The organism is Methylotuvimicrobium sp. KM1 (genome assembly GCF_044788715.1).
In the GTDB taxonomy this organism is placed as follows: Bacteria; Pseudomonadota; Gammaproteobacteria; order Methylococcales; family Methylomonadaceae; genus Methylotuvimicrobium.
The window spans coordinates 4373120-4393296 of sequence record NZ_CP173170.1; the positions used below are offsets into that span (position 1 = coordinate 4373120).

Below are 20177 nucleotides of genomic sequence, written 5' to 3' on the forward strand. Positions count from 1 at the left end.
ATTAAAAATCCTGCCGTATGCTTAAGTAAAGATACAAATTGTGCAGTTTTTTAACTTGTTCTGCAAGCATGGAATCGGACGTGGCATTGTCGATAAGATCGTTGGCCAGAGCTTTTCGCTGTTCGCGTGTGGCTTGAGAAGCAATAATCGCTCGAACAATTTTTTCGTCGAGACAATCTCTCTTTGTTACGCGCTCGATTTGGGTTTCAACAGGACAGTCGACTACCAAAACTCTGTCGACTAAATTGACCATACCGCTTTCAACCAACAAGGGAATGCAAATAACGCAGTAAGATGCGTCAAGCGATGCCACACGCTTCAATATACTTTGCCGTACCATCGGATGCACAATCGCTTCCAGTTTACGTTTTTGTTCGGTATCGGCAAAAACCAATTCACGCATTGCGCCTCTATCGAGGTTGCCGTCGGCAGCAATCACTCGTTCGCCGAACGCGTTACGAATTTGTTCCAAAGCCTGACTACCGGGTTCGACGACTTCGCGGGCAATATCGTCGGCATCGATTACCGGAACGTCTAGTTTGGCAAATAAATCCGCAATGGTAGTTTTACCGGAACCGATACCGCCGGTCAGGCCGATTTTCAACATCGATTTATAATCCGGCAAAATTGAAATAAGCCTGATTGATTTTATCGCCCCACAGTAAAGCGATCCACCCGGCCGCTGCCAAATAAGGGCCGAATGGAATTGGAATATTCTTGTCGCGCTTAACTAAAATAACCATCGCGATGCCGGTAACGGCACCGACCAAGGATGACAGCAAAATGATCGGCAGGATATATTGCCAACCCAACCATGCCCCAAACATTGCCAACAGCTTAAAGTCGCCGTATCCCATGCCCTCTTTGCCGGTCAGCAGCTTGAAACCATGATAAACCGTCCAAAGCGATAAATAACCGGCGATAGCACCAATAATCGAGGAATGTGTATCGGTGAAGATATCGAACAGGCTTAAAAACAGACCCAACCATAGCAAAGGTAACGTAATCGAGTCCGGCAACAGTTGATAGTCAATGTCGATCGCACTCAGCGCAATCAAGGACCAGGTGAGTATGAGCGCGAATAATGCCTCTATCGAATAACCGAAATGCCAGGCGATTAACACCGAAAAAAAACCGGTTAAAGCCTCGATAATGGGATAGCGTTTCGATATCGGCGCATTGCATTGAGCGCAACACCCTTTCAACAACAAATAACTAAATACCGGAATATTCTGATAAGGCTTTATCGGGGTTTCGCAATGGGGACAGCGTGACAACGGAAAAACTAAGTTAAATTTTGAGTCGGCGTCCCCACTTCCTGCGTCGAGCTCCGCGAATTGCGAATCCCCCGTAGACTTCAGATATTCGATGCATTCACTGCGCCAACTTTTTTGCATCATAATCGGCAGACGGTAAATAACGACGTTAAGGAAACTACCGACCATGAGACCGATAACACCGGTTAAAGCCATTAGTGCAGCCGGCGAATCGGCGAATATTTCTAGTCCTTGCATGAGTATTTTTGTTGGTTGTTGAAATTAAAGCGGTAAGCGGTAAGCGGTAAGCGGTAAGCGGTAAGCGGTAAGCGGTAAGCGGTAAGCGGTAAGCGGTAAGCGGTAAGCGGTAAGCGGTAAGCGGTAAGCGGTAAGCGGTAAGCGGTAAGCGGTAAGCGGTAAGCGGTAAGCGGTAAGCGGTAAGCGGTAAGCGGTAAGCGGTAAGCGGTAAGCGGTAAAATGATGCAGCATTTAAATCGCTTGTCAAGCGCCGATTTCACCTTTCACCTTTCACCTTTCACCTTTCACCTTTCACCTTTCACCTTTCACCTTTCACCTTTCACCTTTCACCTTTCACCTTTCACCTTTCACCTTTCACCTTTCACCTTTCACCTTTCACCTTTCACCTTTCACCTTTCACCTTTCACCTTTCACCTTTCACCTTTCACCTTTCACCTTTCACCTTTCACCTTTCACCTTTCACCTTTCACCTTTCACTGCTAACCAACCCTAACCCACTGCCGCGCCCATTTTAAAGATCGGCAGGTACATCGCAACGATCAAGCCGCCGACTAAGACACCCAGTACCGACATGATCAACGGCTCCATCAAGCTGCTGAGATTGTCTACCAAATTATCGACCTCTTCTTCGTAAAAATCGGCAACTTTGCTCAGCATCGTGTCTATCGAACCGGATTCCTCACCGATTGCGACCATTTGGGTGACCATGTGGGGAAACAAAACGGTTTGCTGCATGGCAAATTGTAAGCGTTGGCCGGTCGCGACATCTTCGCGCATCTTCAACACAGCATCGGCATAAATAATGTTTCCGCAAGCACCCGCAACAGACTCCAGCGCTTCGACTAACGGAACGCCGGCAGCGGACATTGTCGACAACGTTCTGGAGAAGCGTGCGATTGCCGATTTATTCAAGATCAACCCGACAACCGGTATTTTCAATAAGGTTCGGTCAAGAAAATGATTGAACGGTCTTGAGCGTTTATGGAAATAATTAAACGTATAGACAATCGCTACGATACTACCGACCATTATCCACCACCATTCCTGCATCCATTCGGAAAGATTGATAACCATCTTCGTGAAAGCGGGAAGATCGGCTCCGAAGCCCTGAAACAACTCCTCGAACACCGGCACAACGAAAATCAGCAAAATGGCGGTGACGACAAACGCGACAACCAGCACTGCAATCGGATAGGTCAACGCTTTTTTGATTTTTTTCTTGAGCGATTCGGTTTTTTCTTTATAGGTCGCTATTTTATCGAGCAATGTCTCAAGCACCCCAGCCTGCTCGCCCGATTCGACCAGATTACAAAAAAGTTCATCGAAATAAATCGGTCTTCTTTTCAGCGCTTCGGCCAAAGTATCGCCGCCTTCGATATCCGCCTTGATATCAAGCAGCATTTTTTGCATGCTCGGGTTTTCATGGCCTCTCCCGATGATATCGAACGATTGCACCAACGGCACCCCCGCTTCGAGCATCGTCGCGAGTTGCCGGCTGAAAATAGCGATATCGCCTGGCGTAATGGCTTTGACACGCGTGCCGAACAAAGGCTTGGGTTTTTTCTTGACGCTAATGACGCGTACGCCCATTTTGCGCAATTCGCTCCGCGCAATCGTTTCGGATTTCGCGGCGATTTCCCCCTTGGTGCGTTTCCCGCTTTTATCTTTGCCATCCCAGATGAAATCAATTTGTTCGACTTGTTCAGACATAATTACTCCTTAGTGACCCGGTCGATTTCTTCCAGGCTAGTGATGCCTTGACAGACTTTTTCAAGGCCGGACGCGCGCAGGTCGTTGATGCCTTCGGCTTTGGCTTGTTCGGCCAATTGCATGGTATTGCCGCCTTCCAGAATCAGTTTCCGCATGTTTTCGCTGATCGGCATAACCTGATAAATGCCGACCCGTCCTTTGTAACCGCTAGTGCAATGTTCGCAACCGGCAGGATTGGCCGTAAAAATTTTAATCTTAGTTAGATCTTCTTCTTTGAAACCGGCAGAAATCAACACCGAATCCGGTAAATCGGATTTGACCTTACAATATTCGCATAAGCGTCTAGCAAGACGTTGAGCCATGATCAAATGTACCGCCGAAACTATGTTAAACGGCGGCACGCCCATTTGCACGAGTCGATTTAACGTTTGCGGCGCATCGTTAGTGTGCAGCGTAGACAATACCAAGTGGCCCGTTTGTGCGGCCTTGACAGCAATCTCGGCGGTTTCCAAATCCCGTATCTCACCGACCATGATGATATCCGGATCTTGCCGAAGAAAAGCCCTCAAGGCACCGGCAAAGGTCAATCCGGCTTTTGGATTCATATTGACCTGATTGATACCCGGCACCGTAATTTCAACCGGATCCTCGGCAGTCGATATATTCCGTTCGACGCTATTTAGCAGATTCAAGCCTGTGTAAAGGGTAACGGTTTTACCGCTACCTGTAGGCCCTGTTACCAAAACCATACCATAAGGCCGGTTGATCGCCTCTAGAAATCGTTGTTGTTGGACGGGTTCAAAACCGAGTTTTTCGATGCCGATTTGCGCGCTGGTCGGATCGAGAATACGCAGTACGACTTTTTCACCGAACAAAGTCGGACAACTATTGACCCGAAAATCGATTGCCCGATTTTTCGACAACGCCATCTTAATCCGTCCGTCTTGAGGAACACGCCGTTCGGCGATATCCATTTTAGCCATGACCTTGATACGAGAAATAATCCGGGCCGAGATATTGGGAGGCGGACTTGCCACTTCATATAGCATGCCGTCTGCGCGAAAGCGAATTCGAAAGCTTTTTTCATAAGGCTCAAGATGAATGTCCGAAACCCCTTTTTTAATCGAATCGAGCAAAATTTTATTAACGAAGCGAACGATAGGCGCATCGTCCACATCGCTTGCAGCCTCGTCTCCGGCCGGCTCCTGATCGCCGCCGGTAATTTCGAGATTATCCAGATCGGAATCCAGTAAATCGGTCATCGTGGTATCGGCAGCTTCCAGCGACGTCTCGATAGCCTTAGACAATTTATCTTCTTCGACCAGAATCGTGTCGATATTCAGGCGCGTATGAAACTTTATCTCGTCCTGTGCTTGAAAATTGCCGGGGTCGGAAACCGCCAAAAACAACCGGTTTCCGCGCTTAAGCAAGGGTAAAACATGATGCTTTCTGATCAGTTTTTCGCTAACTAAATTGACTGGCAAGGCACGAATATCGAGCGCGTCGAGATCGAGCTGCGGAATACCGAATTCTTTGGAAGCTTTGGCTGTTACGGATTTACTGTCAACCAATTTATTGGTCACCAAATAACTGATTAGCGGTAATTTGGCTTTCTTCGCTGCCTGCATATGCAACTGCATATCCGCCTCGGTAATCAGGCCGGCTTGTACCAAACATTTCGGTAGCCCGCCGATCGGCAGGTCGATTAAATCTGTTGCCATAGATGAGATTTGAGGTTCAAGGTTCAAGGTTTAAGGTTCAAGGCTTAAGGTTCAAGATATAAGGTCCACCTTGCCCCTTTCTCCTTGCCACTTGAACCTTGCCCCCTTAATTAAAGTGCCTTTATCTTTATCAATTGTGCTTCCAAATTGTTAAGTGTAGATCGTAACTCGATGAGTTTATGTTTTTCTTTATCGACTACCTCGGACGGTGCTTTATCGGTAAAGGACGGATTATTAAGCTTGCCTTCGATCCGCGGTAATTCCTTGCTGATGCGTTGAATTTCCTTGTTCAATCGGGCCGATTCGGCTTCTTTGTCGATCAATCCTGCCATCGGTATCAAAATTTTCATATCGCCGACCAAGGCAATTGCCGACTCGGGCTCGGCATCACTTTGAGTTAGCCATTCAATTTTTTCCAACCGCCCCAACTTTTCCAAATAGCCTCGATTATTCTCGACAAAATTACGGTCCTGATCTAAGCCGTTTTGCAGCAATACCGGCAAAGGTTTTCCTGGAGCAATATTCATTTCGCCGCGAATTCTGCGCACACCTAGAATAAAACTCATGATCCAATCGATTTCATGCACGGCAGCCTTATCGATTTGCTCAGCATCGGATTCCGGATATGGCTGAAGCATGATGGTCGCCTCATGTACGCCGGTCAAGGGCGCAACGCGCTGCCAAATTTCCTCGGTAATGAAAGGCATTAGCGGATGAGCCAACCGCAAAATTTGCTCCAAAACGGTCAATAGCGTTTTACGTGTGCCTCGTTGCTGAGCTTCGCTGCCGGATTGCAACGATATTTTGGCCAATTCCAAATACCAGTCGCAATATTCGTTCCAAGTAAATTCGTAAATCGCTTGAGCCGTCAAGTCGAAACGATACGTTTCGATGTCGCGGCGAATCGTTGCGGTCACCTCATTCAAGCGGGACCTTATCCAGCGATCCGCCTGGCTATATTCACAATCAGCCTCGCCTAGGCCGTTATCGTGCCCTTCGGTATTCATCAGCACGAAGCGCGCGGCATTCCATAGTTTATTACAGAAATTACGATAACCTTCCGTACGCGCCAAATCGAATCGAATATCGCGACCGGTCGACGCCAATGATGCGAACGTGAAGCGCAACGCATCGGTACCGAACGAAGGTATACCGTCGGGAAAATGTTTACGCGTCGCGGCTTCGATTTTCTTAGCCAAATGTGGCTGCATCATGCCGGAGATGCGTTTTTGCACCAACGATTCCAGGTCGATACCGTCGATCAAGTCGATCGGATCAAGCACATTGCCTTTTGACTTGGACATTTTCTGCCCTTCGGCATCACGTATTAAGCCGTGTATATAGACTTCCTTGAAAGGTACTTGACCTTGAAATTTCAGGCCCATCATAATCATCCGAGCGACCCAGAAGAAAATAATATCGAAACCGGTCACCAGTACGCTGGTCGGATAATGCTTGGCTAATTCCGGCGTGTTCTCCGGCCAACCTAAAGTCGAAAAAGGCCAAAGCGCGGATGAAAACCAGGTGTCGAGCACATCTTCATCCTGACGTAGCGGATAGTCGTCGTCCAACTTATGCACCGAGCGGACTTCTTGTTCGGAGCGGCCGACATAGACATTACCTTCGTCGTCGTACCAAGCAGGGATTCGATGTCCCCACCAGATTTGCCGCGAAATACACCAATCCTGGATATTGCGCATCCATTCGAAATAGGTATTTTTCCAGTTGTCCGGCACGAATTTTATCGTACCGTTTTCGACCGCTTCGATCGCCGGCTCCGCCAAAGGGGCAACCTTGACGTACCATTGATCGGTCAAGAACGGCTCGATCACGCTGCCGGAGCGGTCGCCGCGCGGTACCATCAATTTATGGTCTTCGATTTTTTCGAGCAAGCCCTGAGCTTCGAGGTCGGCAACCACCTGTTTCCGCGCTTCGAAACGGTCCAACCCAAAATATTGATGCGGTATCAGTTGATCCGGATCATCCTTGTTGTCTCTGATTTGTGCATCGACCGTGAATATATTGATCAGCCCGCCATGCGGCAATGCCTGTATGACGCTTTGATCGCGGTGCCGCAGCCAGACTTCGTAGTCGTTAAAATCATGGGCCGGCGTGATTTTGACGCAACCGGTGCCAAACTCCGGATCGACGTATTCGTCGGCTATGATCGGAATGCGCCGCCCGGTCAAAGGCAGTTCGACAAATTCGCCGAGCAAATGCTTATAGCGCTCGTCATTCGGATGAATCGCGACCGCGGCATCGCCGAGCAGGGTTTCCGGGCGTGTCGTCGCGACAACGAGATGACCGGTACCGTTGGTCAGCGGATAACGCATATGCCATAACGAACCGTTTTCCTCCTCGGACAACACTTCCAAATCGGATACGGCTGTATGTAGCACCGGATCCCAATTGACCAAGCGCTTGCCCCGATAAATCAGACCTTCTTCGTAAAGCCGGATAAATACCTCGCGAACGGCGTCCGACATGCCCTCGTCCATCGTAAAGCGCTCCCTCGACCAATCTAGCGACGAACCCATCCGGCGCAACTGGCGCATGATCGTACCGCCGGACTCTTCTTTCCATTCCCAGATTTTCTCAATGAAGGCTTCTCGCCCGAAATCATGGCGCGTCTTGCCGTCAGCTTCGGCCAGACGTTCGACGACCATTTGCGTCGCGATGCCGGCATGATCCGTTCCGGGTTGCCACAGCGTGCTGCAACCTTTCATTCGATGATAACGCGTCAACGCATCCATGATCGTGTCTTGAAATGCATGGCCCATATGCAGGCTACCGGTGACATTCGGCGGAGGAATCATGATGCAATAAGATTCGCCATCCTGCCTCGGCGCAAAATAATTATTTTCTTCCCAAGCCTGATACCAGCGTTGTTCGATTGAATGAGGGTCGTAAGTCTTGTCCATGTTTATGCGTTGTTAGTATTTAGAGAAATCGGTAGAAGTTGGCTTGGACACTGAAGCCCGGGGCATTACATTTTATGCGTAACGACGGAGAGTCCGGCTTGGCGGTATTGTTGATAGCGTATTCGACCGGGACCTTTGCTTTCTTCACTATCGTCCAATATTTCGAGGATGCGTTCGCTATTCATCCAATTATCCGGAATGCGTGTCGACAGATTGATGACTATATCGCGCCAATCGTCGGGCACGCCAAGATGCCCGATCAGAACGACATTGGCCCTATCGGGCGCCATGCCGTCGTATAAATGATGCGGTACAAAGCTTCCGGGTCTGAATGTCCAAAGGAGATCGTCAAGCATTGCACTTTGCTGAGGATCGTCGGTCAATAGGTAGCAAAGCCGACCGCTACGATAGGCTTTTTCGGTTAGTTTACAGGCGAATAACTGCCTATCGCGTTCGGACCGGGATGCCAAGATGTAAAAACCGATATCGGGCATTGACGCACAGGTTAGGCTCGGCATCGGTCCAACAGATATTGCGTCAACAAAGGGACAGGCCGTCCGGTCGCGCCTTTGGTCAACCCGGTGCGCCAAGCCGTGCCTGCGATGTCGAGATGCGCCCAGCGGAAGTTTTCGGCATACTTCGATAAAAAACAGGCCGCGGTAATCGTGCCGGCATCCTTACCTCCGATATTGGCCATGTCGGCGAAATTGGATTTCAGCAATTCTTGATACTCTTCCCAAAGCGGCAAACGCCAAACGCTATCGCTCGCCGTCTCACCGGCTTTAACCAGATCGTTACAGAGCGCATCGTCATTGCCGAACAAACCGCTCGGCACACGCCCTAACGCAACAATGCAGGCCCCGGTTAGGGTTGCTAGGTCGATAACCGCCTCCGGATCGAATTTTTGCGCATACGTCAGTGTGTCGCACAGTAACAAACGCCCTTCCGCATCGGTATTGAGAATTTCGATCGTTTTGCCCGACATGCTCGTCACAATGTCGCCGGGTTTATTCGCATCGCCGTCCGGTAAATTTTCCGAGGAGGGAACCAAGCCTATGATGTTCAACGGCAACTGCATTTCCGCGGCGGCCTGTAAAGTCCCGAGAACGCTCGCGCCTCCGCACATATCGTATTTCATTTCATCCATGCCAAGCCCCGGCTTCAAGGAAATACCGCCGGCATCGAAGGTCAAGCCTTTTCCGATCAACACGATCGGTTTTCCGTGTTTTTCGCCGCCATGATAATTGAGCGCGATCAATTTGGCCGGCTGACGACTACCCCGAGACACGGACAACAAGGCCCCCATGCCGAGTTTTTCCATATCCGCTTCTTCCAAAATTTCTACGCTCATCGAAGCAAATCGTTCGGCAATGCTTTGCGCTTGCTCGGCTAGATAAGTCGGCGTGCAAATATTTCCCGGCAAATCCGCTAATTGCTTAGCCAGTGAAACCCCGCCGGCAATAGCTTGTCCTTGTATTAAACCGGTTTGGGCATCAGCTTGTTGATTTTCGGAAACCACAATACTGATACGGTCGGTTTTAAATTCGTTTTCGACAACCGTCTTGCAATGCTTGAATTGGTATAACGCATCATCGAAGACTTCGATAATCTGACGCGTTTTCCAAGCCAAGTCTCTGTCTTTGACATCGATTTCGACCAGCGTGCAGGCCGCCGACTTCAATCCTGAATCACGGACGGTTTTTATCGCAGCGGCTAGAGCGTTGCGATAGTTTTTACCGTTCATTTCATCGGACTTGCCAAGGCCGACCAACAGTACGCGCGCAAAAGAAGTGTCCGGCAACCAATTAATCAAAGCGGTTTCGCCAACTTTCCCTTTGCAATCGCCGCGTTCGATGAATCGGCTTATCAGGTTTTGCGAACACTGGTTTATATGAGACGCAGACGGGGTAAGCGATAGATTTTCATAAAGGCCTACAATAATGCAGTCGGTTTGCAGCTTGTCTAACGGAAGGCTTTCTATAGAATAGTCCATAATGTGCGATGTCTTGATTAGGTGTAATAATTGTAAATAATAAGCCTCAAGCAGTTGAGAGCGCTTTCGAGCATAATTTCGTTAATAATGGATTATACAGCAAGCGATTTTTCTACAAAGTGGAAAATAGCTTGTCTGTCTATCGGCATAAGAGTCGGTTTCGACTAGTGTTTGGCTATTTTTAGGAGCGGTTTTTTTGAATACTGATTGGAATAATGGATACAAGTCACGTCATAGGCCGCTAATCACGGTACTGGACAGCATGATCGTGGCTGATTTAACGCGAACGTTAACGGCGGTACTGTCGGTTATCGTCGTAATCATTGTCAGCCGACGCTTTATCAGAATACTGGAAAAGGCTATCGAAGGGGCCATTTCGAACAAAACGTTGCTGAATATTCTGGGTTTAAAAATGATCGAGGCTTCGATTGCCTTTTTACCGGCCGCATTTTTTATGGCGGTATTGATGGTGGTCGGGCGAATGTATCGAGATCAAGAAATGTCGGCAATATTTTCCGCCGGCGGCGGAGCCGGATCGATTTATCGCTCGGTGTTTATCATGGCATTTCCGCTTGCCGTAATTGCAACCGGCTTATCGTTTTATGTAGGGCCTTGGGCCGAAACCGTCACGAAGGAAATGATGGCCGAGGATGAAAAATCCGCCGATATCCGAGGCATTGCGGCAGGACGCTTCAGCGAATACCAGCATGGCGACCTGGTTTTTTATGTCGAACAGATTGACGACGATGACATAATGCAACAAGTTTTCGTGCAGCACCGAAAAGGTGGCCAAACCGCGATTATCGGTGCCGAAACCGGACGTTTTGAAGACTTGGAAGGCGGTCTGTACTTGATTCTTGAGCAAGGCCGTAGAGTCCTAGGCAAGCCGGGAGAAGCAAATTATACGATAGAAGAATTTGCCGAATATGCGGTCAGGCTGGAAGAAAGAAACCGTGCGGTTGTGCTAAACCTAGAAGCCATGCCGACCAAGGAATTGTGGAAAAACAAAGCCCCTAGTGAGCTGGCCGAATTACACCGGCGACTCAGCATACCTACCGGTCTTGTTTTCTTGGCGCTTCTTGCGGTACCACTTGCACAAATCTCCCCGAGGGGCGGCGTTTACGGCAATATGTTCGTGGCATTTTTAATATATTTCAGTTACGGCAACCTAACTCGCATCAATCATAGCTGGCTGGTCAAAGAAAAAATACCGTTATGGTTCGGTGGAATTTGGGTCGATTTAGTCTTATCAATACTGGCTGTCGCGTTACTGGTTAGACTTTATAGTTGGCGTTATGTGCTTATCAAAATTCAGGAAAAGGTAAAATTGTGAATGTATTGACCGGCTATATCGTCAAAGAAGTATTGAAGGGTTCGTTCATCGCACTGGTCTTGCTACTGACGCTATTTAATCTGTTTACTTTTACCGACGAATTAAAATCTTTGGGCAAAGGCAGCTATGGGCTACAAGAAATCTTTAAGTACCTAGCATTGACCAGTCCAAGAGTTCTCTATGAATTAGTCCCGTCTTCGGCCTTATTGGGGAGCCTGTTTGTCTTGGGCGCAATGGGCAATAACCGGGAACTGATCGCGATGCGCGCATCCGGCATTTCAGTGCTCGGCATCGTTAAATCGGTCATGCTGGCCGGCGCTATCCTGGCGGTTTTTGCCGTGGCGGTGGGCGAATTTTTCGCGCCTACTGCCGAGCGCAATGCTCGCATACTGAAAATGAGCGCTTTAAACAGGGACTTCATCGCACAAAGCCGATACGGCTTATGGTTACGTGAAGGATCGAAATTCATCAATGTCCGTGAAATCAAGGATAATGGCAATCTTAGCGAAATCTATATTTACGACTTAGACGACCGGAATTTTTTGCATACGGCAACAACCGCGAGTAAAGCACTTTTTCAACAAGACAAGCAATGGCTATTGAAAAACATCGAGCAAAGCAGCATTTCCACAGAACAAGTCGAGACGGAGCAAATCGAAAGCCGCCAATGGAAATCATCGATTGATCCCAAGTTATTAAATGTCGTCGTCGTTAAACCTGAGAACTTATCCTTGTATGACCTTGCGCTTTATATCGATTTTTTAAAGGATAATAAACAAAAATCCGAAACCTTCGAATTGGCGTTTTGGGGACGGGTTGTCAATCCATTCGTAATTTTCGTCATGCTGCTGGTAGCAACGCCTTTTGTTATTGGCGTCAGACGCGGCGTCAGTACCGGTAGTCGAATGATGATCGGTATCATTATCGGCATGGGCTTCAACATCATCGATAAAATTACCGGTCATGTAAGCTTGATCTACCATTTAAACCCGGCATTCATGTCGGTATTGCCGAGTGCCGTAGTATTTTCATTGGCGCTTTATGCGGTCAGAAAGGTTAGATAATGCGCTTTGGTTAAGGCTTCGGAACGAAAAATACCGCCGTTCGCGACAACCGGTCGTGCCATGCCCGGTTGTCTTTATCGATTAACACCCAAATGTAGCCTAATCCTAAAACACCCCAGGAAAGTATCGCGCCAATAAATCGGATTGCTGCCTGCATCCAAGTGATGGATTGAAGGTCTTCGGTAAGGATTTTGAGATTCCAGGCTTTAAGGCCCAAGGTTTGTCCGCCATGCGTCCAAAACCAGCCGAAAAAGAAATAGCTGACCAAGACTAAATAGGCGTGAAAATAGAGATTATCCGAAGCGAATGCTTCGCCATGATTGAAAAGAAGGCCTGCGGCAGTTGCCACAAAAAGAACCGCCAATAGAAGTAAGCCATCGTAAAGCAATGCCGCGATGCGGCGAAAAAAACCAGCCGGCCTTATCTCGGAGCAGCCGGCTTTATTGATTGAGTCGCCGAAAATAACGTTATTCCTTAAACAGCGCCAGTTTTTGACCGAAATACATACTCATTACGGTTAACGCTCCAAGCATTAAAAATGAAAATATAAAAGGCGGTCTGTGAAACAGCAAAATCGTCAAGTCCGTTACAAAAAGGCTGGTTAATAAAGGCCTGTCGATTAAGCCGCTGATGATCTTTTTGAACATGAAATACCTCAATGCTGTTTAAGTTTTATGAACAAGAACTGTTTGTCTCGGAAAAGCGCCAAGCCTAGTACTGCCGTCGATTTTACAACAAAATACTAACGCAACTTATTGTTGGCCGAAATTCTACTATATTCAAAAGGGGAAAGTAAAAAGAATCGTGCGGATTGAGCTTGAATTGCTTCAAATGTTATGATTACGTCATAGAGCTGTTTTCACCCGGAAACGGCGAACAGTCTTCATAATAAAAAACATAAGACCACACATCGACAGGATGACGGTTTCCGTAAAAAGTTAACTCGTTATAAGTTACCAAGGACAAAGGCCATTTTAAACTTTTTTAAAAAAATTATTTCCTCGAGCACCGGAACCCCATTAATACCGGCGAAAGATGACAGTGTTTCACAGCCGGAAGCACCTAGGATTTATTCTCGTTCCGAGCACAATATCTCAAGATCGCAAATTAGCGAGAATGCCTTGAAAGTGCTATACCGACTCAAAAAGTCCGGCTTTGAAGCCTATTTGGTTGGTGGTTGCGTTCGAGACCTATTATTAGGCCGAGAGCCTAAGGATTTCGATGTCGTGACCGATGCCCATCCCGAACAGGTGCGCAAAATTTTCCGCAACTGCCGATTGGTCGGCCGGCGCTTTCGCTTGGCGCATGTGCATTTCGGGCGTGAAATCATCGAAGTCGCCACATTTCGAGGCAATGCCGGAGAAGTACCGGACGACGACCTACTGCTCAACGATGAAGGCAGATTGGTGCGCGATAATATCTACGGTACGATTGAAGAAGATGTCTGGCGACGCGACTTCACCGTCAATTCGCTCTATTACAATATTCGGGATTTTTCGGTTACCGATTACGTCGGCGGCATGGCCGATCATACGACTGGGACATTACGCCTAATCGGCGACCCCGAAACCCGCTATCGGGAAGATCCGGTACGCATGCTGAGAGCGATCAGGTTTGCAGTTAAACTCGGCTTTACCCTGCATCCGAACTGCGAGAAACCGATAGCCGGCCTTGCCGAGCTACTGTATCACATTCCTCCTGCTCGTTTATTCGACGAGGCAATAAAGCTATTTCTATCAGGCCATGCCTTACAAACTTTTGAAATGCTTCGCCATTACGGTTTATTTCAAATTTTGTTCCCGGCAGTCGAGCGCAGTTTGTCCGTCGAAGAACAAGGCTTTCCAAGACTCTTTCTGGTCAGGGCTTTGGAAAACTCAGATTCCCGAGTCGCCGAAGGCAAGACCGTTACTGCCTACTTTTTATTCGCGGCGTTTTTATGGGACGCAGTAAAAACACATGCCGAAGAACAAATAGAAAAAGGCGTTCCGGAAAATATTGCATTTCAAGTTGCCGCCAACGAACTGATTGCCGAGCAAGTTAAGCGCGTTTCGCTACCTCGTCAGATTAGCTTAGCCATGCGCGAAGTATGGAGCCTGCAACCCAGATTTGCACGAAGACGAGGCTCAAAACCCTATCGCTTGTTAAACCATCCGAGATTCAGAGCGGCTTACGATTTTTTATTGTTGCGTATTGAAACGGAAGGCGTGGATCCTGAGCTCGGCGAATGGTGGACCCAATTTCAAGCTGCCGGCGAAGCCGAACAAAAAAAAATGACTCAGCTGGCACAAAAATCGAATCGCAAACCACTTAAGCGCCGACGATCCCGGCCCAATAAACCGAGCAATGCCGATACAGCGAAAGACTAAGATTTTTAGCCACTATGACCAATAACAACGACTTCGTAACGGCCTTTATCGGTCTGGGCAGCAATCTCGACCGGCCCGCAGAACAACTGTTGAGAGCCAGACAAACCCTTGCGGCATTACCGAATATAAAGGAAACCGGATTTTCGAGCCTTTACCGCAACCCACCGATGGGCCCTCAGGATCAACCCGATTATGTCAACGCGGTGATGGCCATTACAACATCAGTGCCGGCCATCGACTTACTGCGCCAATTACAAGCTGTGGAACAGTCTCAAGGGCGAATTCGAACAGGCGAACGCTGGGGAGCCAGAACACTAGATCTTGATCTATTACTTTATGGGGACCGGCAAATTGAAGTCCCCGACCTAACCGTTCCTCATATCGGCATTGCCGAACGCGCCTTTGTTTTATATCCTTTGTATGAAATCGCGCCGGATCTGTCGATTCCGGGACTCGGTAAACTGACCGATTTAATCGCGAAATGTCCTAAAAACGACCTACATCGGTTGACCTAAGTGAATAATTATTCTTCCGCTTCTCTAACCAAACCATTGACGATCACCGATCTTCAAACGATGAAGCAGCGCGGCGAAAAAATCAGCTGCCTAACCGCTTACGATGCCAGCTTCAGCGCACTGCTCGATAAAGCCGGCATCGATATCCTCCTGGTCGGCGACTCGTTAGGCATGGTCATACAAGGTCAAACGACGACGATTCCGGTCGGCATCGAAGACATGACCTATCATGCCGCTTGCGTGGTTCGCGGTCGACAGCGAGCATTCGTGATAGCCGACATGCCTTTTATGAGCTACGCCGGTAAGGAACAAGCAGCCGACAACGCCGCTCGATTAATGCAAACCGGCGGCGTGCAAATGGTTAAATTAGAGGGCCCTAAAATCGAACTAGTCGAATTTTTATCCGAGAACGGAATCCCCGTCTGCGGGCACTTGGGCTTACTTCCGCAATCGATCAATCGCCTAGGCGGCTACAAAATACAGGGACGCGAACGATCTGCGGCCGACCAAATGATCGCCGATGCCTGCCGACTGGAAAAAGCCGGCGCGGCATTATTGGTACTCGAATGCGTCCCGGCGATCTTGGCCGAAGAAATCACCCGGCAATTGTCGATTCCGGTAATCGGTATCGGCGCCGGAGCCGATTGCGACGGACAAGTCCTGGTACTTTACGATATTTTAGATATCGGCATCGCCAAGCGACCTCGTTTTTCTAAAAACTTCATGCAAGATGCATCCAGTATCGAAATGGCCATTAAAAATTTTCATGAAGCCATCAAGCAAGGCTTGTTTCCGGACGAGGAACACAGTTTCCAATGAGCCTGTCGACAGTCACAACAATCCAAGCATTGCGCGACACGCTAAAACCGTGGCGAAATACCGGCAATTCCGTGGCTTTTGTACCGACGATGGGCAACTTACATGACGGACATTTACAATTGGTTAAAAAAGCCAAGGAATGCGCCGATAAGGTGGTCGTCAGTCTTTTTGTCAATCCGACGCAATTCGGTGTCGGCGAGGATTTTAACCATTACCCCAGGACCGAATCCGAAGACGCTAAAAAACTTGATGCTATTGGGGCCGATCTACTTTTTTTGCCTCCGGTCTCGGAAATTTATCCTGAAAACCATAGAACGTCGGTCTCGGTATCCGGCTTATCGGACTTGCATTGCGGCAAAACAAGAGTCGGCCACTTCGACGGCGTCGCGACTATCGTTTGCAAGTTATTCAACATCGTGCAACCGGATCTGGCATTCTTCGGCGAAAAGGATTTTCAACAACTGAGCATAATCCGAGCATTGGTTAGAGACCTGAACATTCCGGTCGAAATTCGCGGCATCGAAACGGTTAGAGAAGCGGACGGCTTGGCAATGAGTTCGCGCAACGGCTACCTATCAGCGGATGAAAGACTTGCAGCCCCCGCCCTTTATCGTTCATTATGCCAGGCGCGCGATCGAATAATAGCGGGCGAACAAAACTACCCGGCGCTGGAAAAAAGGTTTATGCTGTCATTGCGGGAAGCCGGATTACAACCCGAGTATTTTTCGGTATGCCGTCAGTCAAGTTTAATGCCGGCTGGCGCCGATGACATGGAGCTGGTTATACTTGCAGCCGCAAGACTGGGAAAAACCCGCCTGATCGATAATGTTTATTTTTCAAAAACGCCATTATGACCGCGGGCAATCTTCAAGCGCTATTTTTAAGTTGAAGAGCACTCTCTATTAAGCGATAATGCCCGGTTTCTAAAAGAATTTATCTTGTAAATAGTATGCAAACTACAATGCTTAAAGCCAAGCTACACAGGGCAACCGTGACCTACTCCGAATTAGGTTACGAAGGTTCTTGCGCGATCGATAGTGATATTTTGGATCGAGCCGGCATTAGGGAGTACGAGCAGATTCAAATCTACAATATCAACAACGGCGAGCGCTTTACAACCTACGCAATCAAGGCGGAGGCCGGATCGCGTATTTTCTCGGTTAACGGCGCGGCGGCTCGTTTAGCTTGTCCAGGCGACATCATCATCGTTTGTGCCTATGCCATCCTCGACCAGCAGGAGCTTGCCGATTACAAGCCTACCTTGCTCTATTTCAACGACAAGAACGAAATTATTCGTTCCAGTCATATCATTCCTATTCAGTCGGCTTAAGTTTTTACCCCTAAAAACCGTACTCTATCCGGCCATCCCTGCTAAGGCGCGACCGGATAGGGCTGTTCCACCGTATAGATCTGAACACTTCAAATGATGCGCTTTACCCCAGTATTTCGGGTGAATGAAAATTCGATCATAGATCCAAATTATACGCTCTTTCCAAAGCTCCAGCTTGGGAAAGACACTCAGGAAGCTCCAGCTTCCTGAGACCGCCACCTGTCAATCGAGCAACAAAACTTGCTTTCCTTGCATTAAAATAGGGACGTTATTTATGCCCGAATCCTAATTGAATATTTTCGTGTGCCTCATGGACAAAATACTTTTTATAGGCTCATGGTTGAACTACAGAATTTAGGACAAAGCCTTATCTATGCTTCCGAAAAGTCGATTTCATGATTTTTTTCGGTCAAGGTGATGCTTTGCTCGACTTGAACCAATACTTTTTGAATACCTTTTCTTGAATTCACATTGATCAGAATCGGTGATTTGATCGAACCTTTGATGGTAGGCTTACCCGACTCTTCGTCATTTTCGTCGGTGTGCAATAGAATCAGTACCGCTAATTCGTCCGGGTTACTCAACTCAAGCAATTCTTGCTCTTCGTCAGTCAAAATAAAACTGTAATTGATATTGAAGTCGACAGGATTGGCCGCGGAAAATGTTAAATCTTCGTCATCGACGGATTGCAACCAAAAAATAATCGGATTATCTTCCTGATGGAAAAGCTTAAACCGGGTTTGATCTTCAAAACCGGGAATGCCTTTCGGAAAAACGATGATAGTATCGGGGTCGACGCGTTGTTCGCCAAGAAATTTTGATTTGATTTCCATGATTATTGCCTGTTGAATTTAAAATAGCCTTTAAGTATAGACCACACTATCGATTAATCGGTAACGAACGAAAACAGCGCCGCCTTCATTTTTGATAGTTTTCGTAATAGTCTTTTTGAGCATCATAAATAAAGCTGTCGGTTCCGTCACGGATGCCATACATTAAATCATAAACGCCTCGCTCGGTATCCCTGATAAATGTATGGATATTGCTAAAAAATCCGACCGTCTGCTCTCGATCAGGCAGACTGCTTGCAGACTCGCCCCGATGATTACCGGTACAGCCAAGATTAACCGCGCTTAACAAAATCATCATCAATCCGATTATGGGTTTCATACAATTCTCCGACAGTTTGCTATTGCCAAGCAATAACAAAGCCAACCAAAAAGGAATCTCATAACCTATTGATAAAAAATACAATCATCCTCGCACACAGAAAGAACGCCAATTTTTCGTCACCTGACTATCCCCGCTTTTTCTTTTTAGCTCCCGTCCGATACCGGCCGACACCACCCCAAATGAAGCGTCGAACAGGTAAATAAGGACCGCTAAAAATCATCAATGCAATGAGGGCCAAAATCCAGCTTAATTCGTAGCGAACCACTTGCTGCTGACGAAGATCGACGGCCCGCAATGCCCGGCTAAGTTGCTCCGGCGTTTCCAGGTGATGATAGTGCAGGCCTGTAATTCCGGCCAAGCGTTGCAGAACCTGTTCTTTAACCGACGTCAAATACTCGCCCGATGAGACCTGTAGTTTGCGAATACGCCTATCTGCTTCATCGACTTGCCAATAACCGGTTTGAATGTTGTTTTGATCGTACTTAGGAATCGGAACCGGCAATAGGTTACCGACCCCAACCAACAAGCCTTTAACCTTGCCTCGCTCAAGCAGGAATCTCGGATCTTTGACAGACTCCGGCGTTTGCTGCCCATCGGTAAAAAAAACCAGACTGGGATTCGAATCGATTTTTGCGACTTCGCGAAGGCTCGTATATAAGCCCCTAGCGATATGGCTATCCGCAGCCCAAGCCATGCGCCAATCGATTTTCATTAGACTTTCTTCAATGACCGAGTAGTGCTCGCACACTTCGAGCGGCTCGAACAACAAAAAACTATTTTTTGTGGTAAACAGACCTAACCCCACATGCGATTGACAAGGCAAAGCCGATATCACCTCTTTCAAGCTCTCCTTAACAAATGAAAGACGGTCCGACGGCATGCCGTCGACATGGTAATCGCGCGCATTCATACTTTGCGTGATATCGATGACAAAAATCAGATTATAGCTGTCCTTGCGAAGTGGAATAGTCGGTTTAAACAAAGCAAGTAACAACAAGACAGCGGGCAATATCAAAAACCAAAGGCGCTTATCCTTAAGCATCATTAAGGCCCGCCTTCCGGAATACCCGGCATAATCGCATGCACGCTACTTTTATGACCTTGCCAGTCGGCTTTTTCCTCTTCCTTAGCGGGCGGACGAATACGTAGAGCGAACTCAAGATTGTAGCGCGCCTGCCAATGACCGGGCTCGACCGCCAACACCTGTTTAAAAGCTTGCTCGGCCAAATCCAGCAAGGTATTGATTTGTCCATATTCCCAAACGCCCTTGGCATTCCATAACTTGGCCGCCTGCTGCAAATAAATCGCGCCCATGTTGTATTGAACATCGACACGAAACCCGGCATCGACAAGCGGCTCTATTTGTAAATAAAGCCGTAGGGCCTGTTGAAAATCCCCTTCCCTATTGAGTTCAACGGCTTGGGCAAAAATAACTTCGGGCGGTAAATTGTCGCCGGCAAGCGCAATCGTGTCGGGTTGTCGAATCATCGCATTGAACTTGACCAGCTGTTGCAATTCGGTGAGTTCGCGCACAGACCATGCCGCTAACACAAGCAACAGCAACCAAGCAACTACCGGGTGATAGGAATTCCAAAGCGTTATTTTTTTCGGTCGTTTAAATATCTGCATCATTTGCTTGTCAATTCAAAATCGGCGGTAATATACCTTTTTTCGGCATTCTACTGTAGATTTAGGGCTTGAAAAACCGCTAAATCGGC

21 protein-coding genes are annotated in these 20177 nt (G+C 47.9%); 7 read left to right on the forward strand and 14 right to left on the reverse strand.

Features of this window, described 5'->3' with window-relative positions; genetic code table 11:
• Window position 1: 1 nt before the first annotated feature.
• The 8 genes from coaE to ACINK7_RS19030 all read right to left on the reverse strand — a co-directional run bounded on the left by coaE (window position 2) and on the right by ACINK7_RS19030 (window position 9859).
• The gene (coaE, locus tag ACINK7_RS18995; protein ID WP_404357725.1) at window positions 2-607 is read right to left on the reverse strand and encodes a dephospho-CoA kinase; all 606 of its coding nucleotides are present in this window, start codon (window positions 605-607) and stop codon (window positions 2-4) included.
• A 4-nt stretch (window positions 608-611) separates the two neighbouring features.
• Entirely contained in the window at window positions 612-1514 is a 903-nt protein-coding gene (locus tag ACINK7_RS19000; protein WP_404357727.1) for a prepilin peptidase, read from the reverse strand.
• 24 nt (window positions 1515-1538) lie between these two features.
• Window positions 1539-1745, reverse strand: a complete 207-nt coding sequence (locus ACINK7_RS19005) for a hypothetical protein (protein WP_404357729.1) — start codon at window positions 1743-1745, stop codon at window positions 1539-1541.
• A gap of 258 nt (window positions 1746-2003) precedes the next feature.
• Window positions 2004-3224 carry a type II secretion system F family protein gene (locus ACINK7_RS19010; RefSeq protein WP_404357731.1) on the reverse strand — a complete coding sequence of 407 codons (1221 nt, stop codon included), beginning with the start codon at window positions 3222-3224 and terminating at the stop codon, window positions 2004-2006.
• Between the two features lie 2 nt (window positions 3225-3226).
• Complete coding sequence (gene pilB / locus ACINK7_RS19015) at window positions 3227-4945, reverse strand: type IV-A pilus assembly ATPase PilB (protein WP_404357733.1); 1719 nt, start codon at window positions 4943-4945, stop codon at window positions 3227-3229.
• Between the two features lie 110 nt (window positions 4946-5055).
• Window positions 5056-7866: a valine--tRNA ligase gene (locus ACINK7_RS19020; RefSeq protein WP_404357735.1), complete on the reverse strand. Its 2811-nt coding sequence runs from the start codon at window positions 7864-7866 to the stop codon at window positions 5056-5058.
• A gap of 65 nt (window positions 7867-7931) precedes the next feature.
• A complete protein-coding gene (locus ACINK7_RS19025) occupies window positions 7932-8384 on the reverse strand; it encodes a DNA polymerase III subunit chi (protein ID WP_404357737.1) in 453 nt (150 codons plus the stop codon).
• Window positions 8372-9859: a leucyl aminopeptidase gene (locus tag ACINK7_RS19030; RefSeq protein ID WP_404357739.1), complete on the reverse strand. Its 1488-nt coding sequence runs from the start codon at window positions 9857-9859 to the stop codon at window positions 8372-8374. Before ACINK7_RS19030 ends, ACINK7_RS19025 begins: the two co-directional genes overlap by 13 nt.
• A gap of 196 nt (window positions 9860-10055) precedes the next feature.
• Here ACINK7_RS19030 and lptF point away from each other — a divergent pair, with 196 nt between their 5' ends.
• Window positions 10056-11192 (forward strand): LPS export ABC transporter permease LptF, encoded by a 1137-nt coding sequence (gene lptF, locus ACINK7_RS19035; RefSeq protein ID WP_404357741.1) that lies wholly within the window; start codon window positions 10056-10058, stop codon window positions 11190-11192.
• The gene (gene lptG, locus ACINK7_RS19040) at window positions 11189-12256 is read left to right on the forward strand and encodes an LPS export ABC transporter permease LptG (RefSeq protein WP_404357743.1); all 1068 of its coding nucleotides are present in this window, start codon (window positions 11189-11191) and stop codon (window positions 12254-12256) included. Before lptF ends, lptG begins: the two co-directional genes overlap by 4 nt.
• Before the next feature lie 10 nt (window positions 12257-12266).
• On the opposite strand, the gene ACINK7_RS19045 is transcribed toward lptG, so the two are convergent.
• Window positions 12267-12758, reverse strand: a complete 492-nt coding sequence (locus ACINK7_RS19045) for an RDD family protein (RefSeq protein WP_404361478.1) — start codon at window positions 12756-12758, stop codon at window positions 12267-12269.
• On the reverse strand, window positions 12724-12903 hold the full coding sequence (locus tag ACINK7_RS19050; protein ID WP_404357745.1) for a hypothetical protein: 180 nt from the start codon (window positions 12901-12903) through the stop codon (window positions 12724-12726). Before ACINK7_RS19050 ends, ACINK7_RS19045 begins: the two co-directional genes overlap by 35 nt.
• 324 nt (window positions 12904-13227) lie before the next feature.
• On the opposite strand from ACINK7_RS19050, the gene pcnB reads away from it, so the two are divergent.
• The 5 genes from pcnB to panD all read left to right on the forward strand — a co-directional run bounded on the left by pcnB (window position 13228) and on the right by panD (window position 17286).
• Window positions 13228-14622: a polynucleotide adenylyltransferase PcnB gene (gene pcnB, locus ACINK7_RS19055; protein ID WP_404361479.1), complete on the forward strand. Its 1395-nt coding sequence runs from the start codon at window positions 13228-13230 to the stop codon at window positions 14620-14622.
• A 14-nt stretch (window positions 14623-14636) separates the two neighbouring features.
• Window positions 14637-15137, forward strand: a complete 501-nt coding sequence (gene folK, locus ACINK7_RS19060) for a 2-amino-4-hydroxy-6-hydroxymethyldihydropteridine diphosphokinase (protein WP_404357747.1) — start codon at window positions 14637-14639, stop codon at window positions 15135-15137.
• Window positions 15138-15956, forward strand: coding sequence for a 3-methyl-2-oxobutanoate hydroxymethyltransferase (panB, locus tag ACINK7_RS19065; RefSeq protein WP_404357749.1), 819 nt, complete (start codon window positions 15138-15140; stop codon window positions 15954-15956).
• Between the two features lie 2 nt (window positions 15957-15958).
• On the forward strand, window positions 15959-16810 hold the full coding sequence (gene panC / locus ACINK7_RS19070) for a pantoate--beta-alanine ligase (protein ID WP_404361480.1): 852 nt from the start codon (window positions 15959-15961) through the stop codon (window positions 16808-16810).
• Window positions 16811-16905: 95 nt separating this feature from the next.
• Window positions 16906-17286 carry an aspartate 1-decarboxylase gene (gene panD, locus ACINK7_RS19075; RefSeq protein WP_026130189.1) on the forward strand — a complete coding sequence of 127 codons (381 nt, stop codon included), beginning with the start codon at window positions 16906-16908 and terminating at the stop codon, window positions 17284-17286.
• A gap of 371 nt (window positions 17287-17657) precedes the next feature.
• Here the strand turns inward: panD and fliW are convergent, their stop codons facing one another.
• From fliW to ACINK7_RS19095, 4 genes are all read right to left on the reverse strand, one after another.
• Window positions 17658-18119, reverse strand: a complete 462-nt coding sequence (fliW, locus tag ACINK7_RS19080) for a flagellar assembly protein FliW (protein ID WP_404357750.1) — start codon at window positions 18117-18119, stop codon at window positions 17658-17660.
• A gap of 85 nt (window positions 18120-18204) precedes the next feature.
• Window positions 18205-18456 (reverse strand): hypothetical protein, encoded by a 252-nt coding sequence (locus tag ACINK7_RS19085; protein WP_404357752.1) that lies wholly within the window; start codon window positions 18454-18456, stop codon window positions 18205-18207.
• A gap of 127 nt (window positions 18457-18583) precedes the next feature.
• On the reverse strand, window positions 18584-19504 hold the full coding sequence (locus ACINK7_RS19090) for a VWA domain-containing protein (RefSeq protein ID WP_404357754.1): 921 nt from the start codon (window positions 19502-19504) through the stop codon (window positions 18584-18586).
• Window positions 19504-20091, reverse strand: a complete 588-nt coding sequence (locus ACINK7_RS19095) for an MxaK protein (RefSeq protein WP_404357756.1) — start codon at window positions 20089-20091, stop codon at window positions 19504-19506. The genes ACINK7_RS19090 and ACINK7_RS19095 overlap by 1 nt, the downstream gene beginning before the upstream one ends.
• Window positions 20092-20177 lie beyond the last annotated feature (86 nt).